We start from the raw sequence: 18,550 nt of genomic DNA, 5'->3' as shown, positions 1-18,550 counted from the left end.
GGCCCACTGTGGCCGACAGGCGAAGCTGAGGTGAAGGAACACTGTGAGCGGATTGCGTCTCATGGCCGTGCACGCCCATCCCGACGACGAGTCCAGCAAGGGTGCCGCGACGATGGCCCGGTATTCGGCCGAGGGCAACGACGTGCTGGTGGTCACCCTGACCGGCGGCGAGCGAGGAGACATCCTCAACCCCGCGATGGACGTCCCCGGGGTCCGGAACCGGATCACCGAGGTGCGCAAGGAGGAGATGGCCGAGGCGGCCCGGATCCTCGGCGTGCAGCAGACCTGGCTGGGCTTCACGGACTCCGGACTACCCGAGGGCGACCCGCTGCCGCCGCTGCCCGAGGGCTGCTTCGCGTTGGTCCCCCTGGAGGAGCCGACCGAGGCGCTGGTGCGTGTCATCCGCGAGTTCCGTCCGCACGTCATGACGACGTACGACGAGAACGGCGGGTACCCGCACCCCGACCACATCCGCTGCCACGAGGTCTCGATGGCGGCCTACGACGCCGCCGCGGACCCGGAGCAGTTCCCCGACGCGGGCGAGCCGTGGGAGATCTCGAAGCTCTACTACTCACACGGCTTCATCCGCAAGCGCCTGCAGCTGTTCCAGGAGGAGTACGACCGTCGCGGCGAAGAGTTCCCGATGGCGGAGTGGCTCAAGAAGTGGAAGACCGAGCAGGGCGACCTGATGGCCCGGGTGACCACCCAGATCACCTGCGGTGACCACTTCCCGCAGCGCGACGACGCCCTGCGCGCGCACGCCACCCAGATCGACCCGAACGGGTCGTTCTTCGCCGTGCCGCTGGACATCCAGCAGAAGATCTGGCCGACGGAGGAGTTCGAGCTCGCGAAGACCCGCGTGCGCACGGCCATTCCGGAAACCGACCTGTTCGCCGGCATCGACCATGTCGGTGGCGGGCACCACGAGGAGAAGAAGTGATCTTGGCAAGCGCGGCAGTCGACTGGCTGGCGCAGACCCCCGGAACCCCCACCGGGCCCGAGTACGGCAAGGCCTCGCCGTTCGGCCTGATCCTCATCCTGGTGCTGCTGGCCGGCACCGCGCTGCTGATCCGCTCGATGAACCGCCAGCTCAAGAAGCTGCCGGACACCTTCGAGCCGGAACACCCGGAGGCCGACCAGGCCGCCGACGAGGGCACCGACCGCGGCGCCGCGAAGGCGCCGGAGGCGAAGGACCCCGAGGTGGACGCGCCGAAGACCGGCAAGAAGAAGACCGAACCGCCGACGCAGACGCCCGGCTAGATGACGGCCCAGGACCGCAACGCCCTCGGCGGGGCCACCAGCCCCTACCTGCGGCAACATGCCGACAACCCGGTGCACTGGCAGCAGTGGGGGCCGGAGGCGCTGGCCTGGGCGCGGGAACGGGACGTGCCGATCCTGTTGTCGATCGGCTACGCGGCCTGTCATTGGTGCCACGTGATGGCGCACGAGTCGTTCGAGGACGAGGCGACCGCCGCGGTCATGAATGCGAACTTCGTCTGCGTCAAGGTCGACCGCGAGGAGCGGCCGGATCTCGACGCGGTCTACATGAACGCGACGGTCGCGATGACCGGCCAGGGCGGGTGGCCGATGACCTGCTTCCTGACCCCCGACGCCGAGCCGTTCTACTGCGGTACCTACTACCCGCCCGCGCCGCGCGGCGGGATGCCCTCGTTCGGCCAGCTGCTCGAGGCGATCAGCGACACCTGGCACTCCCGCCGCGGCGACGTGCAGCGCGCGTCCGCGCAGATCTCCGCTGAGCTGCAGGCCAATTCGGCCGGCGTCCCCGGGGGTCAGCTGCCGGTGGACGCGGCCCTGCTCGACGCCGCGGCTGCCGCCGCGCTGCGCGACGAGGACGTCGCCCGGGGTGGCTTCGGCGGCGCGCCGAAGTTCCCGCCCACCGCGCTGCTGGAGGGGCTGCTGCGCGGGCACGAGCGGACCGGGGACGGGACCCCGCTGGCCGCCGTGGCGCGGACCGCGGAGGCGATGGCCCGCGGCGGCATCTACGACCAGCTCGGCGGTGGCTTCGCCCGGTACGCGGTGGACGCCGACTGGGTGGTTCCGCACTTCGAGAAGATGCTCTACGACAACGCGCAGCTGCTGCGGCTGTACGCGCACCTGGGCCGTCGCACCGGCTCGGCGCTCGCGGTCCGGGTGGCCGAGGAGACCGCAGGGTTCCTGATGCGTGACCTGTCCACGGACAGCGGCGCTTTCGCGTCCGCGCTGGACGCCGACACCGAGGGCGTCGAGGGCCTGACCTATGCGTGGACCCCCGACGAGCTGGCCGCGGTGCTGGGCTTCGAGGACGGCGTCTGGGCGGCAGGGCTGCTCGCGGTGAGTTCCGCGGGCACCTTCGAGGCCGGCACCTCGGTGCTGCAGCTGCCCGCCGATCCCGAGGACTGGTCGCGGTGGGCGACGGTGCGGGCGAAGCTCTTCGAGGCCCGCGCGCGCCGACCGCAGCCCGCCCGCGACGACAAGGTGGTCACCGCCTGGAACGGGCTCGCGATCACCGCGCTGGCCGAGGCCGGTGCGGGATTCGGCCGCCCGGACTGGGTGGACGCCGCCGCGGACTGCGCGCGGTACCTGGTCGACGCACACCTGGTGGACGGCCGGCTGCGCCGGGCCTCGCTGGGCGGACACGTCGGCGAGGCCGCCGGGGTGCTCGACGACCACGCCTGCCTTGCCACCGGGCTGTTCGCCCTGCACCAGGCGACGGGCGAGGCCGAGTGGCTCACCCGCGCACAGGAACTGGTGGACCTGGCGATCACGCACTTCGCGGACCCGGCCGAGCCGGGCTGCTGGTTCGACACCGCAGACGACGCCGAACGGCTGATCACCCGCCCGCGGGACCCGTTCGACGGCGCGACCCCGTCTGGGGCCTCGTCGATGGCGGAGGCGCTGCAGCTGGCGGCGTCGCTGTCGGACCCGGAGCGCTCGACGCGGTACGCCGCCGCGGTCGCCGACACCCTGGACCGGGGCGCGCCGCTGCTGGCCCGGTCGGCGCGGTCGGCGGGGCACTGGCTGGCGGTGGCGGAGGCGTCGGTGCGCGGCCCGATCCAGGTCGCGGTGGCGACGGACGGTGCCGAGACCGGGTTGCTGGACGCGGCCCGCCGCGCCGCGCCCGGAGGCGCGGTCGTGGTCGGCGGTGCGCCGGACTCGGTTCCGCTGCTGGCGGACCGCCCGCTCGTCGACGGGGCCCCCGCGGCGTACGTCTGCCGGGGGTCGGTCTGCGACCGGCCGGTTACCGGGACCTCGGAGCTGCGGGCCGCGCTGGGCAGGTAGTCCGTGACGGCTGTGGCCCGGCGTTCGCGGGTCAGCCGAACACGACCAGCCACACCGCGACGTAGTGGCACAGCGCGGCGACCACTGTGCCGGCGTGGAAGAACTCGTGATGGCCGAAGGTCGCCGGCCACGGGTTGGGCCACTTCGTCGCGTACAGCACGGCGCCGACGCTGTAGAGGACCCCGCCGACGGCGAGCAGGATCAGCGGCGCCCAGCCGACCTGACCGGCCAGCTCGCCCGCGACGGGCACGATCGCCCAGCCGAGGATCAGGTACAGCGGGACACCGACCCAGCGCGGGGCCGTGGGCCACAGCATCTTCAGGGCCACCCCGGCGAGCGCGCCCGCCCACACCACGGTCAGCAGGGTGCGGCCGGTCTCCGGCGGCAGCCCGAGCATCGCGAACGGGGTGTAGCTGCCCGCGATGAACAGGAAGATCATCGAGTGGTCGGCGCGCTTCATCCAGGTCCGCGCGCGGACCGTCGGCCAGTGCACGCGGTGGTACGTGGCGCTGACGCCGAATACGCCGCACACCGTCGCCGCATAGATGGCAGTGGCGAATCCGGCGCGGGCCGAGACGCCGACGGCACCGGTCACCAGGACGGCGCCCGCGATGACGGCGACCCCGAATGCCCACAGGTGAATCCAGCCGCGCAGTCGCGGTTTCACCGGAGTGGGGGCCTGGTCAAGTGCGGTCATGTCGCGCTCCCGTGATCGTGACGACGGCCGAACCTACGGTACCGTAGGTTCGGGTTCGGTGGTCACTGTACCGGCCCCGCAGACAGCCGGGGAGGCCGTCGCCGGCGGAATGCGGCGGCCCGCGCGAGGCGCCGGTGCGCGCGGCGTAATGTGACCTCTCGTGGTGATGTCCAGGTGAAGGTGCCGAACCTGCTGTACAGCATCTACGAGCGACGGCTGACCCGAAAACTCGAGGGCCTTCGCACGCCGCGCCACGTCGCGGTGATGTGCGACGGCAACCGCCGATGGGCGCGGGAGAACGGTTTCACCGACGTCGCGCACGGTCACCGGATGGGTGCGCTCAAGATCGCGCAACTGCTGCAGTGGTGCGACGAGGCCGGCATCGAGATGGCCACCATCTACCTGCTCTCCACCGAGAACCTGCGCCGCGAGCCCGAAGAGCTGGACACGCTGCTCGAGATCATCACCGACGTGGTCGAGGAGATCTCGGGCCCCGCGCACAACTGGAGCGTCAAGATCGTCGGCACGCTCGACCTGCTGCCCGACGCGCAGGCGCGCCGGCTGCGCGAGGCGGCCGAGGGCACCCAGGGCGGCACCGGCTGCCACGTGAACGTCGCGGTCGGCTACGGCGGCCGCCAGGAGATCGCCGACGCGGTGCAGTCGCTGCTGAGCGAGAAGCTGCGCGAGGGCCTGACCGGCGACGACCTGGTCAAGGCGATGAGCGTCGAGGGCATCGACGGTCACCTGTACACCTCCGGCCAGCCCGACCCGGACCTGGTGATCCGGACGTCGGGGGAGCAGCGGCTCTCGGGCTTCCTACTGTGGCAGAGCGCGTACTCCGAGATCTGGTTCACCGAGGCGTACTGGCCGGAGTTCCGCCGCGTCGACTTCCTGCGGGCCCTGCGCGACTACGCGGCCCGGCACCGGCGCTTCGGCGCGTAGGCCGCTCCGCGGCCGTGCGCCCTTCTGGTAGCGGGCGCTGCCAGAAAGGCGCACGGGCGACGCAGTCGCCTACAGCTTGCGCAGGCGGAGCCGGTTGATCGAGTGGTCGGCGTCCTTACGGAGCACCAGCGTCGCGCGCGGCCGGGTCGGCAGGATGTTCTCGACCAGGTTCGGCCGGTTGGTGGAGTTCCAGATCTCCTCCGCGGCCACCGTCGCGTGCTCGTCGGACAGTCCGGAGTAGTGGTGGAAGTGTGCGTTCGGGTCGGCGAACGACGTCTTGCGCAGCGCCAGAAAGCGTTTGACGTACCAGCGTTCGATGTCCTCGATCCGCGCGTCGACGTAGATGGAGAAGTCGAACAGGTCCGAGACCATCAGCCGCGGGCCGGTCTGCAGCACGTTGAGGCCCTCGATGATCAGGATGTCGGGCTGCCGGATGAGGTGGTACTGGCCGGCCAGCACGTCGTACGACCGGTGTGAGTACACCGGCGCCGCAACCTCTTCCGCGCCCGACTTGACCTCGGTGACGAAACGCAGCAGCTTGCGGCGGTCGTAGCTCTCGGGAAAACCCTTGCGGTGCATGATGCCCCGCCGGGTCAGCTCCGCGGTCGAGTAGAGGAATCCGTCGGTGGTCACCAGGTCCACCCGCGGGTGGTGGTCCCAGCGGGCCAGCAGTGCCTGCAGGACGCGGGCGGTGGTCGACTTGCCGACCGCGACACTGCCCGCCACGCCGATCACGAAGGGGACCTGGCGGTCGGGGTGCTTCTCGCCGAGGAAGGTGGCGGTGGCCGCGAAGAGCCGCTGCCGGGCCGCCACCTGCAGGTGGATCAGACGTGAGAGCGGCAGGTACACCTCGGCGACCTCGTCGAGGTCGATCTGCTCGCCCAGACCGCGCAGGCCGAGGAGCTCCTCCTCCGTGAGCACCAGCGGGGTGGACTTACGCAGGGTCCGCCACTGTTTACGGTCGAATTCGACGTACGGGCTGGACTCGCTCACCTTGGCCATGCGCTCACCTCGCGCTCGGTCTGCATGGTCGAATTGTGCGCGTTCACACACCGGCCCGCTGCGGCGGGTCCGGATTGCGCGCTCTGCCCCGAGGTCCTGGCGCGAGTCCGCCGCCGCGCCGGCCGGGCGGCGCACTACCCTCGGTCCACATGGATCCCGTTGCGTTCGTCCGCGAATACCTGCTGCTGGGGCTCGGTTTCGACCGGTTGGAGGAGGGTTTCGTCGACGCCTACACCGGCGACCCGGCGCTGCGTCGTCAGGTGGCGGACGCGCCGGCGCCGCTGCCGAGGGACCTGGCCCGGCGGGCCGCGGAACTGCGCACGGAGCTGCCCGACGTGGACCTGACCGCGGACCGCGCGGCCTTCCTCGACGTCCACCTGCGCGCGCTCGAGTGCTCCGGCCGCAAGTTCGCCGGCGAGGACATCGGCTTCGTCGACGAGGTTCACGCCTACTTCGACGTCCGCATCGAGCCGGGGTCGGAGGAGGACTACCGGGACGCGCACCGGGCGATGGACGAGGTGCTCGCCGGCGGCGGGGCGGCGGACCCGACGCGGTCGCTGGCCGAACGTCTGCAGGCACACCGGTCCGCCGACGAGATCCCGCCGGAGCGGCTGGCCGAGTGCGTCGAGGCCTTCTCCAGCGCGCTGCGCGACCTGGTCCGCGACCGCTACCCGCTGCCGGAGACCGAGCGCGTCGAGTACGAGGTGGTCGGCGACAAGCCGTGGTCGGGATTCAACTACTACCTGGGGGACTACCGGTCCCGGGTCGCGATCAACTCCGACCTCAAGCAGCACATGGCGAACCTGCCGCACCTGATCGCGCACGAGTCGTACCCCGGCCACCACACCGAGCACTGCCGCAAGGAGGCCGGGCTGGTGGCCGCCGGGCAGCAGGAGCAGACCCTGTTCCTCGTGAACACCCCGCAGTGCCTGATGGCGGAGGGGCTGGCGGACCTGGCGCTGAAGTCGATCGTCGGAGGCACCGGCGGTGCCGGCTGGGGGCTGTGGGCGCAGGAGATCTACGCGGACCTGGGGCTGCGCTTCGACGGCGAGCGGGCGGAGGCGCTCTCGGCGGCGTCGGGCAAGTTGCTCGGGGTCAGGCAGGACGCGGCCCTGCTGCTGCACGACCGCGGCCGTGACCACGACGAGGTCGCCCAGTTCCTGCAGCGCTGGACGCTCACCACTCCGGACCGGGCCCGGCAGTCGCTGCGGTTCCTGTCCTCGCCGCTGTGGCGCGCCTATACGTCCACCTACGTGGAGGGATACCGGCTGCTCGGGTCCTGGCTGGACCGGGGCGCGGACGCGGACGAGCGGTCGGAGCTGTTCCGGCGACTGCTCGACGAGCCGCTGATCCCGTCCGCGCTGCGCTGACGCTCAGCCGCGCGGTGCCCATCCGGCCGGACCGGGTCCGAGGACCTCGAACGATCCGGTGTGCGCGCTGCTGACCTTCACCCGCCTGCTCAGCAGCCATTCGCCGCCGCGCCGGACCCACTCGTCGTGGTAGTCGCCGAGGGTGCAGAACGTCAGGTGCGAGCGGTCGCCCGCGCCGACGTGCATGTCGCTGACGTACGCCCGGCTGGTGGCGGTCTCCCCGTCGACCTCGACGAGGACGTTGCCGAGCAGGTGCTGGGTGGGACCGCACTCGTCGAGGAACGAGCGGATGCTGGCGACGATGTCGGGGAGGCCGGTCAGCTCGCCGGTGCCGAGGTTCGCGGTCGCGTCCGCGAGCACGAGGTCGTCCAGCGCGGCCCAGGCCCGCTCGTCCATGGCCCGGGCGATCCGCGTCAGGGATCGGAGGATCGCGCGTTCGGTGAGCAGGTCCTCGAACGTCGTCTCGGCTGTGGTCATGGGCGCTCCTGGGCGGTCGCGGCGGGCTCGGGCCGGGCGGCCCGGTGGGCACGTTGACCCGGCCGCGCGGGGCCTTCGTCGCTGTGATCTCGATCACCGGGACCGAACTGGGGTAGGACCCGGGGGTTCGTGCTGTTCGCACGGTTCTAGACTGGAAGCGCCCCTGCCCGGCTTCCCTTGGAGAATCTTCGATGACCGCTGTGCCCAGCACCGACGTCAACAACGCTTCGCTCGCCGAACTCGACCCCGAGGTCGCCGCGGCGATGAACGGCGAGCTGGCCCGTCAGCGCGACACCCTCGAGATGATCGCCTCGGAGAACTTCGTGCCGCGCGCGGTCCTGCAGGCGCAGGGCAGCGTGCTCACCAACAAGTACGCCGAGGGCTACCCGGGCCGCCGCTACTACGGCGGGTGCGAGCACGTCGACGTCGTGGAGAACCTCGCGCGTGAGCGTGCCAAGGCCGTCTTCGGCGCCGAGTTCGCGAACGTGCAGCCGCACGCAGGCGCGCAGGCCAACGCCGCGGTGCTGATGGCGCTGATGAACCCGGGCGAGAAGCTGATGGGCATGGACCTCGCGCACGGCGGGCACCTCACCCACGGCATGAAGCTGAACTTCTCCGGCAAGCTGTACGAGGTGGCGTCCTACGGCGTCCGCGAGGACACCCACGTCGTCGACATGGACCAGGTGCGCGAGACCGCACTGGCCGAGCGCCCGCAGGTGCTGATCGCCGGCTGGTCCGCGTACCCGCGCCACCTCGACTTCGCGGCCTTCCGTTCGATCGCCGACGAGATCGGCGCCAAGCTGTGGGTCGACATGGCGCACTTCGCCGGCCTGGTCGCCGCGGGTCTGCACCCGTCGCCGGTGCCGCACGCCGACGTCGTCTCCACCACCGTGCACAAGACGCTCGGCGGACCCCGCTCCGGCATGATTCTGGCCAAGCAGGAATGGGCCAAGAAGCTCAACTCCGCGGTCTTCCCGGGCCAGCAGGGCGGGCCGCTGATGCACGCGATCGCCGCGAAGGCCGTCGCGATGAAGATCGCCGCCACCGACGAGTTCAAGGACCGTCAGGCCCGCACCATCGCGGGCTCGAAGATCCTCGCCGAGCGCCTCACCGGCGCCGACGTCGCGGGCAACGGCATCTCCGTGCTGACCGGCGGCACCGACGTGCACCTGGTGCTGGTGGACCTGCGCCACTCGCAGCTCGACGGCCAGCAGGGCGAGGACCTCCTGCACGAGATCGGCATCACGGTCAACCGCAACGCCGTGCCGTTCGACCCGCGCCCGCCGATGAACCCGTCGGGCCTGCGCATCGGCACCCCCGCGCTGGCCACCCGCGGCTTCGGCGAAGCCGAGTTCACCGAGGTCGCCGACATCATCGGCACCGCGCTGGCCGCCGGCTCCGCCGCCGACGTGCCGGCCCTGCGGGCCCGGGTCTCGAAGCTGGCGCTCGACTTCCCGCTGTACGACGGACTCGAGGGCTGGGGACTGCTCTCCAAGGACGTCTGACGTCACCGACGGCTCGCGCGGCGGCCCGCACTCCCGACGAGGGGGTGCGGGCCGCCGCCGTTCTGGTCGCAGACGTGCACGTCGAGGTCACGGCAACCGCACAGTCGATTCCCGTCCACGGAGTGCAAGTGTTGACCGATACGCAACACCGGGTGTGACGTCCCGAAACATCCGGGCCCGATGATCGGTGGCGACCTTGATCCGCGGCCGAAGGGATGCACGGACTATGGGCGCTCGCCGCGACGGCACCAGTGTCGACACACTCTGCGCGTACTGCGGCGTCGGGTGTGGCCTGGTCCTCGACATCGTCACCGACCCGGAGACGGGACGCCGGAGGGCTGCGAAATCGTCGGGCCTCGCGTCCCACCCCACGAATTTCGGGCGACTGTGCACCAAGGGCGCCACGACCGCGGACATGCTGGCCGGACCGGGCCGCATGGAGTCGCCGTATCTGCGGCCGGCCCGGGGACAGTCGCTCGAGGCGGCCGACATGGACGCCGTCATCACCGGCACTGCGCAGCGGTTGCGGGCGATCGTCGACGAGCACGGCCCCGATGCGGTGGCCCTGTACGTGTCGGGGCAGATGTCTCTCGAGGCCCAGTACCTGTCGAACAAACTGGCCAAGGGTTTCATCGGCACCAATCAGATCGAGTCGAACTCGCGCCTGTGCATGGCCAGCGCCGGCACCGGGTACAAGCAGTCCCTCGGCGCCGACGGGCCGCCCGGCTCGTACCAGGACTTCGAGCACGCCGACGTCTTCTTCGTGACCGGCGCCAACATGGCCGACTGCCACCCGATCTTGTTCCTGCGGATGATGGATCGGGTCAAGGCCGGAGCGAAGCTGATCGTCGTCGACCCCCGGCGCAGCGCCACCGCGGACAAGGCCGACCTGTTCCTGCAGGTTGCGCCGGGCACCGACCTCGCGCTGCTCAACGGACTCCTGCATCTGCTCGTCGAGAACGGTCACACCGATCCGGAGTTCATCGACGAATTCACCGAGGGCTGGGAGGTGATGCCCAGCTTCCTCGAGGAGTTCGCCCCGGACAAGGTCAGTGAGATCACCGGAATCCCGGCGGCGGACATCCGCACCGCCGCGCAGTGGATCGGCGAGGCCGGCAACTGGATGAGCTGCTGGACAATGGGTTTGAACCAGAGCACGCACGGGACCTGGAACACCAACGCGATCTGCAACCTGCACCTCGCCACCGGTGCGATCTGCCGGCCCGGCAGTGGCCCGTTCTCCCTGACCGGCCAGCCGAACGCCATGGGCGGGCGCGAAATGGGTTACATGGGACCGGGTCTGCCCGGCCAGCGGGCGGTGATGTTCGACGACGACCGCGAGTTCGTCGAGGACCGGTGGGGAATCCCCCGCGGATCGCTGCGCACCGACATCGGCGGCGGGACGATCGACATGTTCTCCCGGATGGCCGCCGGCGAGATCAAGGCCTGCTGGATCATCTGCACCAATCCCGTTGCGACGGTGGCCAACCGCAAGACCGTCCTCGACGGACTCGAGAAGGCCGAACTCGTCGTCACCCAGGACGCGTTCCTCGGCACCGAGACCAACGAGTACGCCGACGTGCTGCTCCCGGCGGCGCTGTGGACCGAGTCCGACGGAGTGATGATCAACTCCGAACGCAACCTGACCCTGTTCCAGCAGGCCCTGGACCCGGTCGGGCAGGCGCTGCCGGACTGGCAGATCATTGCCCGGATCGCCTGCGAGATGGGCTACGCGGACGCGTTCACCTACACCTGCGCAGAGGAGGTGTTCGAGGAGATCAAGCAGTTCTGGAATCCCAAGACCGGCTACGACCTGCGGGGGATCACCTACGAGCGCCTTCGCGAGAGCCCGGTCCAGTGGCCGTGCCCACCCGACAGCGATCAGGACCGTCACCCCATCCGATACCTCAACGACGGCGTGAGCCAGCGGCTTCTCGTCAGGGAGGACGGCGCCGCGCCGCGACTGGCGTTCCCCACCGCCAGTGGCCGCGCGATGTTCTTCGCCCGGCCGCACCTGCCGCCCGCCGAAATGCCCGACGACGACTACCCGTTCCTGCTCAACACCGGCCGTCTCGCGCACCAGTGGCACACCATGACCAAGACCGGCAAGGTAGCCAAGCTCAACAAACTCAATCCGGGGCCGTTCATCGAAATCCACCCTGACGACGCCGCCCGCCTCGGTGTCACCGACAAGGACGCGATCGAGGTGTCCTCGCGTCGCGGACGCGCGGTGTTGCCGGCCCTGGTCACTGATCGGGTGCGTCCCGGGAACTGCTTCGCGCCGTTCCACTGGAACGACTCCTTCGGCGAGTACCTGGCCGTCAACGCGGTGACCAACGACGCGATCGATCCCGCCTCGCAACAGCCGGAGTTCAAGGCCTGTGCCGTGACTCTGACCAAGGTCGCCGTGTCCACACCCGAGGCCACACCCACCGAGACCGCCGATGCGCCGGAGGCAACTCCCGCCGCCGCGTCCGCGCCGCCCGCCGCCGCCTCGGACGGCGGTTCGTCGCGACTCGACGTCCTCGCCGCCGTCCTCGGGCAGACCGATACGCCGGCAGTCGAGTTCGACCCGTTGGAGAAGCTCTACCTCGCCGGACTCCTGGCGGCCCTGCGGTCGGACGCGGGCCGCACCCCCGGCGTGCCGACCCTGCCCGCGAACACCCCGTTCGATGCCGGCAAACGAATGTGGGTCGACGGCGTCCTGGCCGGGCTGTTCTCGCGCACCCCGGTCCCCGGGGGCGAACGGCCCGAGCCGTCCCCCGGCGCCCCGCGGACGGTTCCGGCGGCGGTGCCCGTTCCCGGGCGGGCCCCGATCGTGGTGCTCTGGGCCTCGCAGACCGGTACGGCCGAAGAATTCGCCGCCTCCTGCGTCGCCCGGCTCGGCGAGGCCGGCCTGCCCGTGGTGATGCACGGCATGGAGGAGTTCGCGTCGGCCGACCTGCCGACGACACGCGAGCTGCTCCTGATCACCAGTACCACCGGCGACGGCGAACCGCCGGACAACGGCAGCGGCCTGTGGGACGTCCTGAGCTCGGACACCGCGCCGCGCCTGACCGAGATGCGCTACGCCGTCATCGCTTTCGGCGACTCCAACTACGACGACTTCTGCGGACACGGCCGAAAGCTCGACGACCGACTCACCGAGCTCGGCGCCACCCGCATCGTCGGCCGCGTCGACTGCGAACCCGACTACGAAGAGTCCGCCGCCGGGTGGCTGGACGCGGTGGCGGTCGAACTGCAGAACCCGCCGGCATCGATCGGCGGAGGGGCGGATCGCGACGCCGTCGCGGACGATTCCGGGACGAAGGTCAGCGCCCGCACGGTGACGGCACCCAGCGAAACGCGCCAGTACAGCAAGAAGTCGCCGCTGGTCACCTCCCTGACGCGCAACGTGGTCCTCAACCGGCCCGGGTCGACGAAGGACGTGCGGCAGTTCGGCTTTCACCTACCGACGGGCACCGTCAGCTACGAGGCCGGCGACGCACTCGGGGTCTGGCCCCGCAACAGCAGCCCGTTCGTCGACGAATGGCTCGCCGTCACCGGACTCGACGGGGATGCCGCCGTCGAACTAGCCGAGCACGGTGCGATGACGCTGCGCACTGCCCTCGTCGAACGCCTGGAGATCACCCGCCTCACCGGCGACCTGCTCCGGTTCGTGCAACAGCGCACCGCGGACGCGGACCTTGCGGAACTGATGAAGCCGGAGAACAAGTCCGCACTCAAGGACTGGTCGTGGGGGCGCCAGTCCGTCGACGTGCTCGGCCAGTCCCCGGTTCGAGCCTCCGTCGACGAGTGGCTCACTGTCCTGAAACCCCTTCAGCCGCGCCTGTACTCGATCTCCTCCAGCCCGAAGGCAAGCCCCCGCGAGGTGCAGCTGACGGTCTCCGCCGTTCGGTACAACGTCGCGGGCGTCCCGCGGCGAGGGGTGTGCTCGACGTACCTCGCCGACTACGCCGACCGCGACGACATCGGAATCTACGTGCAGAAGTCCAGTCACTTCCGTCCCCCGGCCGACTCCGAGACCCCGATGATCATGGTCGGGCCGGGCACCGGCATCGCCCCCTTCCGCGCGTTCCTGCACGAGCGACGAGCATTGGGACACACCGGACCGAACTGGCTGTTCTTCGGCGAGCAACACGCCGCGACCGACTTCTACTACCGCGAAGAGATCGAGGAGCTACGCAGGGACGGGTTCCTCACCGAACTCGACGTCGCGTTCTCCCGCGACCAGTCCGCGAAGGTCTACGTCCAGGACCGGATGCGCGAACGTGGGGCGCTGCTGTGGGACTGGCTGCAGAACGGTGCCCACTTCTACGTCTGTGGAGACGCGGCCAGGATGGCGAAGGACGTGGACGTCGCCCTCAACGGCATCGTCGCGCAGTTCGGCAGGCTTGCCCCCCGCAGCGCCGAGGCGTACGTCAAGGCCCTCGCAGCGGAGAAGCGGTACGTGCGTGACGTCTACTGACCCACCGGATCGAACGGCTGTGGACGAGACGGTGGCCCGCGGGCGCAGGTCTCGGCGGTTACGTCCCACCCGACGTTTACACAACGTTCATCGTGTTGGTCCGACAGGTGTGTGGCGTGTCGTCGTAGCGTTCAGGTCAACGGGTGGTGCAGAAGCCGCCCGTCCGGGAGGTTCGAATCGTGACTGACTTGTTCAGGGCGAAGGGGCCGGCGCCCGGCCCCTGTGGGACGTAAGTCCCACCCGGACCGAACGGCCCAGCGAACGCCGCTTGCGCGGGTGCCGCGCAGGTCGAGGAGCCACCGTGACCGAATCCCGCTCCGTCCGCACCTACGTCCTCGACACCTCGGTCCTGCTCTCGGATCCCTGGGCTGTCACGCGATTCGCCGAGCACGAAGTGGTGCTGCCGCTGGTGGTGATCAGCGAGCTCGAGGGCAAGCGTCACCACCACGAGCTCGGATGGTTTGCGCGAGAATCACTTCGAATGCTCGACGACCTGCGGATCGAGCACGGGAGACTGGACCGGCCGGTGCCGATCGGCACCGAGGACGGAACGCTGCAGGTCGAGTTGAACCACACCGACCCGGCGGTGCTGCCGGTCGGGTTCCGAACCGACTCGAACGACTCCCGGATCCTGGCCTGCGCGCTCAATCTGGCGGCCGAGGGCCGGGACGTGGTGCTGGTGAGCAAGGACATCCCGCTCCGGGTCAAGGCGGGCGCCGTGGGCCTGCCGGCCGACGAGTACCACGCCCACGACGTGGTGGCGTCCGGGTGGACGGGCATGGCGGAGCTCGAGGTCGACTCGGCTCGCATCGACGAGTTGTTCGGCGAGGGTGTCGCAGACCTGGACGACGCGCGGGACCTGCCGTGCCACACCGGGATCCGGCTGATCGGCGGTCGCTCCAGCGCCCTCGGTCGGGTCACCCCGGACAAGCGCGTGCAGTTGGTGCGGGGCGAGCGCGAGGCGTTCGGGCTGCACGGACGCTCGGCCGAACAGCGGATCGCCCTGGACCTGCTGCTGGACGAGAGCATCGGCATCATCTCCCTCGGCGGCAAAGCGGGCACCGGGAAGTCGGCACTGGCGTTGACGGCGGGACTGGAGGCGGTGCTCGAACGCCGGTCGCATCGCAAGGTGGTGGTGTTCCGCCCGCTGTACGCGGTCGGTGGCCAGGAACTGGGCTACCTGCCGGGCAGCGAGAGCGAGAAGATGGGGCCGTGGGCGCAGGCGGTCTTCGACACCCTCGACGGCCTCGCCAGCCCGGAGGTGATGGACGAAGTGATCGCCCGCGGCATGCTGGAGGTCTTGCCGCTCACCCACATTCGCGGTCGGTCCCTGCACGACTCCTTCGTCATCGTGGACGAGGCGCAGTCCCTCGAGCGCAACGTGCTGCTGACCGTGCTCTCCCGGCTGGGCAGCGGGTCACGGGTGGTCCTGACCCACGACGTCGCGCAGCGGGACAACCTGCGCGTCGGCCGGCACGACGGGGTCGCCGCGGTGATCGAGAAGCTCAAGGGGCATCCGCTGTTCGCGCATGTCACGCTCACCCGCAGCGAGCGTTCGCCGATCGCGGCACTGGTGACGGAGATGCTCGAGGAGTTCGGCCCCACCGCCTGACCGGGACTGTTCGACCCGGTGCCGCATCGGTCAGGCCGATGCGGCACCGGGCGTCCGGGTCAGGACTCGGTCGACGGCTCCAGCGGTCCGAGTTCCGCGGTCAGGACCTCCTGCACGACGCGCATCGCGGCCAGCCCGGCCGGTGCCCCGCAGTAGGCGCTGGCGTGGATCACCGTTTCGACGATCTCGGTGCGGGTCAACCCGTTTCGCAGCGCGCCGCGGACGTGGCCACGCAGTTCGTTCTCCGCCCGCAGGGCGATCAGCATGCCCAGGTTGATCAGGCTGCGACTGCGGCGGTCGAGGCCGGGGCGGGTCCAGACCGATCCCCACACGTTCGCGGTGACGAACTCCTGAAGTGCCTCGCCGTCCGTTCCCCGGGTGCGCTCGAAGGCCGCGTCCACGAAGTCCGCACCCATGACCTCGGTGCGGACCGCGAGCCCGGCGTCGAATGCGGGGGAGGTGGGGGAGATGGAGGTGTCGTCCTGATTGCTCATTTGACCTGGTCTTTCCGTGGGTAGTCCGGCGGCACCGTCGCGGGCGCCGCACCCGGAATCGTACCCGTGGAGCGTCCGTGGCCCGGGGCCGCCGGGAGGTGTCGCTGTCGGCCCCGCACCGACCGGAGCGTGCCGGTCACGGCGCCGAGAAGGACGTTGCGCCAACTGAAGTAGTCCCGCCACACGGCGATCTTCCCGTCGCGGATCTCGAAGGTGCCGCACACCCAGAAGGTCGAACGCAGCGGGCCGAGTGTCAGCGTGTCTGTCCGCTCGACGAGCACCGCGTCGCCGTCGCTGGCGATGTGGTGCACGACGGCCTCGAACCGGCACCGTGGCCGGGCCGCGGCCCGCAGCGCCCGGGTGACCGTCGGCAGCCCCCGGAGTGTGGGCAGCGTCGTGTTCCGCCACACCACGTCCGGGGTGAGAAACGTACCGGCACGAGGGACGTCGAGTGCGTCGAGTGCGGCGAAGAAGTCGGTCACCGTCGCCACGGCGGCGTCGCGACGGTCGGTCGATGCGGTGGGATCCACGGGTGCTCCTGGGGACGGCGCCGGGCCCGGTCGGGCCAGGTAGAGCCTATCGGGGTTGACGGGGCCTGTGACTCACGTCACTATGTCCTGATGCGGAGAGCGGGTAGCGCGGTCCTCTCGGTTGTCGTCGCGACGTTGCTAGCCCTGCTGTGTGCGCCACACGCGGTCGCGCAAGGTCCGTGGTTCGACCACGCGGTCGGCTCCGCGAACCAGGTGATCGCCGTCCGCGGCTCGGGTGCGGGTACCACCGTCGAGGCCTGGCAGCGCTCCCCGCTCGGTTGGCACCGGATCTCGCCGGCGATTCCCGCGGAGGTGGGGGCCGCGGGTTTCGCGGCGGAGGCGGCGGACGGCGTGCCGGCCACTCCGGAGGGTGTGTTCACCCTCGACGCGGCGTTCGGCACCCAGCCGTCCCCGGGCGGCGGGCTGCCCTACCGGGTGGTGGGCCCGGACGACTGGTGGGACGGCGACCGGCAGAGCCCGACCTACAACACCCACCAGGTGTGCCCGCCCGGCAGCTGCGGCTTCGACGAGTCGCAGAGCGAGCAGCTCGCGATCCCGGCATACCGCTACGCGGTGGTGATGGGCGTCAACGCGGAGCGGCGGCCAGGTGGGGGCGGCGCGTTCTTCCTGCATGTGGCCAACGGCCAGCCCACCGAGGGCTGTGTCGCCGTCGACGAGGCCCCGCTGGTGTGGTTGATCCGCTGGCTGCGGCCCGGCGCGGTCATCGCGATCACGGGCTGAGCCGAACGCTATTCCTCGACCTTCGTCATGGCGAGCACGTCGAGCCGTTGGTCGAGCTCCGCCTCGGAGAGTGTGTCGCCGATCAGTCCACGGTCGATCACGGTCTGCCGGATCGTCTTCTTCTCCTTCAGTGCCTGTTTGGCGACGGCGGCCGCCTCCTCGTAGCCGATCGCGGAGTTGAGCGGCGTGACTATGGACGGGGACGACTCGGCGAGTGTCCGTAGACGCTCGATGTCGGCCTCGAGTCCCGCAACGCACCGGTCGGCGAACAGTCGGGAGACGTTGGCCAGCAACCGAAACGACTCGAGCAGGTTGCGGGCCATCACCGGGATGTACACGTTGAGTTCGAAGGCGCCCGCGGCGCCACCCCAGGCGACGGTGGCGTCGTTGCCGATCACCTGCGCCGCGACCTGGGTGACGGCCTCGGGCAGCACCGGGTTGACCTTGCCGGGCATGATCGAGCTGCCGGGCTGCAGGTCCGGCAGGTGCAGCTCGCCCAGTCCGGTCAGCGGTCCGGAGCCCATCCACCGGATGTCGTTGGCGATCTTCGTCAGTGACACCGCGACGGTGCGCAGTGCGCCGGACGCCTCCACCAGGCCGTCGCGGGCGGCCTGCGCCTCGAAGCTGTTCCGTGCCGGGGTCAGGGAGTCCAGCCCGGTCGACTTGACAAGTTCCGCAACAACTTTGGGTCCGAACCCGTCGGGGGCGTTGAGTCCGGTCCCGACCGCGGTCCCGCCGATCGGCAACTCGCCCAGCCGGGGAAGCGCCGCCATGACGCGTTCGACGCCCGCCTCGATCTGCCGGGCGTAGCCGCCGAACTCCTGGCCGAGGGTGACCGGGACGGCGTCCATCAGGTGGGTGCGGCCCGACTTGACCACGGTCCGCCACTGCGCGGCCTTGTCGCCGAGGGCCAGACGTAGGTGGTCGAGCGCGGGGATCAGCTGGGTGACCGCGGCCTCGGTCGCGGCGACGTGCGTCGCGGTGGGGAACGTGTCGTTAGATGACTGCGACATGTTCACGTGGTCGTTGGGGTGCACCTCGACGCCGTGGGCCATGGCGATGCTCGCGATGACCTCGTTGGCGTTCATGTTCGAGCTGGTGCCGGACCCGGTCTGGAAGACATCGATCGGGAACTGGTCATCGTGGCGGCCGTCGGCAATCTCGTTGGCGGCGGCGACGATGGCGTCGGCCTTGTCGGCGTCGAGCAGCCCGAGGTCCTTGTTGACCTTCGCGCACGCGGCCTTGAGCAGACCCATCGCGCGGATCTGGGCGCGTTCGAGACCGCGGCCGCTGATCGGGAAGTTCTCGACGGCGCGCTGAGTCTGCGCGCGCCAGAGTGCATCCTTGGGGACCCGGACTTCACCCATGGTGTCGCGCTCGATCCGGAACTGCGATTCGCTGTTGTCCGTCATGCCAACCAAGCTTGCCACCAG

The 18,550-nt window shown here is 70.4% G+C and carries 15 protein-coding genes; 9 read left to right on the top strand and 6 right to left on the bottom strand.

The window, feature by feature from the left end; all coding sequences use genetic code 11:
- The first annotated feature begins 43 nt into the window (after window positions 1-43).
- From mca to RT2_RS20875, 3 genes are read left to right on the top strand one after another with little or no spacing between them, the layout of a single operon-like run.
- Window positions 44-940, top strand: a complete 897-nt coding sequence (gene mca, locus RT2_RS20885; protein ID WP_072846723.1) for a mycothiol conjugate amidase Mca — start codon at window positions 44-46, stop codon at window positions 938-940.
- On the top strand, window positions 937-1,260 hold the full coding sequence (locus tag RT2_RS20880) for a hypothetical protein (protein ID WP_072846722.1): 324 nt from the start codon (window positions 937-939) through the stop codon (window positions 1,258-1,260). The genes mca and RT2_RS20880 overlap by 4 nt, the downstream gene beginning before the upstream one ends.
- Entirely contained in the window at window positions 1,261-3,279 is a 2,019-nt protein-coding gene (locus tag RT2_RS20875) for a thioredoxin domain-containing protein (protein WP_072846721.1), read from the top strand.
- Between the two features lie 31 nt (window positions 3,280-3,310).
- Here the strand turns inward: RT2_RS20875 and trhA are convergent, their stop codons facing one another.
- Window positions 3,311-3,976 (bottom strand): PAQR family membrane homeostasis protein TrhA, encoded by a 666-nt coding sequence (gene trhA / locus RT2_RS20870; protein ID WP_072846720.1) that lies wholly within the window; start codon window positions 3,974-3,976, stop codon window positions 3,311-3,313.
- 174 nt (window positions 3,977-4,150) lie between these two features.
- Here trhA and RT2_RS20865 point away from each other — a divergent pair, with 174 nt between their 5' ends.
- On the top strand, window positions 4,151-4,918 hold the full coding sequence (locus RT2_RS20865) for an isoprenyl transferase (RefSeq protein ID WP_072846719.1): 768 nt from the start codon (window positions 4,151-4,153) through the stop codon (window positions 4,916-4,918).
- A 69-nt stretch (window positions 4,919-4,987) separates the two neighbouring features.
- Here the strand turns inward: RT2_RS20865 and coaA are convergent, their stop codons facing one another.
- Window positions 4,988-5,920, bottom strand: coding sequence for a type I pantothenate kinase (gene coaA / locus RT2_RS20860; protein ID WP_072846718.1), 933 nt, complete (start codon window positions 5,918-5,920; stop codon window positions 4,988-4,990).
- 149 nt (window positions 5,921-6,069) lie between these two features.
- On the opposite strand from coaA, the gene RT2_RS20855 reads away from it, so the two are divergent.
- Window positions 6,070-7,290, top strand: a complete 1,221-nt coding sequence (locus RT2_RS20855) for a DUF885 domain-containing protein (protein WP_072846717.1) — start codon at window positions 6,070-6,072, stop codon at window positions 7,288-7,290.
- A 3-nt stretch (window positions 7,291-7,293) separates the two neighbouring features.
- Here RT2_RS20855 and RT2_RS20850 read toward each other — a convergent pair whose 3' ends face one another.
- A complete protein-coding gene (locus RT2_RS20850; protein ID WP_072846716.1) occupies window positions 7,294-7,767 on the bottom strand; it encodes a nuclear transport factor 2 family protein in 474 nt (157 codons plus the stop codon).
- 191 nt (window positions 7,768-7,958) lie between these two features.
- Here RT2_RS20850 and glyA point away from each other — a divergent pair, with 191 nt between their 5' ends.
- The 3 genes from glyA to phoH2 all read left to right on the top strand — a co-directional run bounded on the left by glyA (window position 7,959) and on the right by phoH2 (window position 15,352).
- The gene (gene glyA, locus RT2_RS20845; protein WP_072846715.1) at window positions 7,959-9,272 is read left to right on the top strand and encodes a serine hydroxymethyltransferase; all 1,314 of its coding nucleotides are present in this window, start codon (window positions 7,959-7,961) and stop codon (window positions 9,270-9,272) included.
- A gap of 226 nt (window positions 9,273-9,498) precedes the next feature.
- The gene (locus RT2_RS20840) at window positions 9,499-13,740 is read left to right on the top strand and encodes a bifunctional nitrate reductase/sulfite reductase flavoprotein subunit alpha (protein ID WP_072846714.1); all 4,242 of its coding nucleotides are present in this window, start codon (window positions 9,499-9,501) and stop codon (window positions 13,738-13,740) included.
- Window positions 13,741-14,041: 301 nt separating this feature from the next.
- Window positions 14,042-15,352, top strand: coding sequence for an RNA 5'-3' helicase PhoH2 (phoH2, locus tag RT2_RS20835; protein WP_072846713.1), 1,311 nt, complete (start codon window positions 14,042-14,044; stop codon window positions 15,350-15,352).
- Window positions 15,353-15,411: 59 nt separating this feature from the next.
- On the opposite strand, the gene RT2_RS20830 is transcribed toward phoH2, so the two are convergent.
- Both RT2_RS20830 and RT2_RS20825 read right to left on the bottom strand, forming a co-directional pair.
- Entirely contained in the window at window positions 15,412-15,846 is a 435-nt protein-coding gene (locus RT2_RS20830; protein WP_072846712.1) for a carboxymuconolactone decarboxylase family protein, read from the bottom strand.
- Window positions 15,843-16,376 (bottom strand): limonene-1,2-epoxide hydrolase family protein, encoded by a 534-nt coding sequence (locus RT2_RS20825; RefSeq protein ID WP_083577527.1) that lies wholly within the window; start codon window positions 16,374-16,376, stop codon window positions 15,843-15,845. The genes RT2_RS20830 and RT2_RS20825 overlap by 4 nt, the downstream gene beginning before the upstream one ends.
- 90 nt (window positions 16,377-16,466) lie before the next feature.
- On the opposite strand from RT2_RS20825, the gene RT2_RS20820 reads away from it, so the two are divergent.
- Window positions 16,467-17,117, top strand: coding sequence for a L,D-transpeptidase family protein (locus RT2_RS20820; RefSeq protein ID WP_072846711.1), 651 nt, complete (start codon window positions 16,467-16,469; stop codon window positions 17,115-17,117).
- Between the two features lie 8 nt (window positions 17,118-17,125).
- On the opposite strand, the gene RT2_RS20815 is transcribed toward RT2_RS20820, so the two are convergent.
- Window positions 17,126-18,529, bottom strand: coding sequence for a class II fumarate hydratase (locus RT2_RS20815; RefSeq protein WP_072846710.1), 1,404 nt, complete (start codon window positions 18,527-18,529; stop codon window positions 17,126-17,128).
- Window positions 18,530-18,550: the final 21 nt, after the last annotated feature.

It is taken from the genome of Rhodococcus tukisamuensis NBRC 100609, from assembly GCF_001894985.1.
GTDB classification, from domain to species: Bacteria; Actinomycetota; Actinomycetes; order Mycobacteriales; family Mycobacteriaceae; genus Rhodococcus_G; species Rhodococcus_G tukisamuensis.
This window is presented reverse-complemented; position numbering and strand designations above follow the sequence as displayed.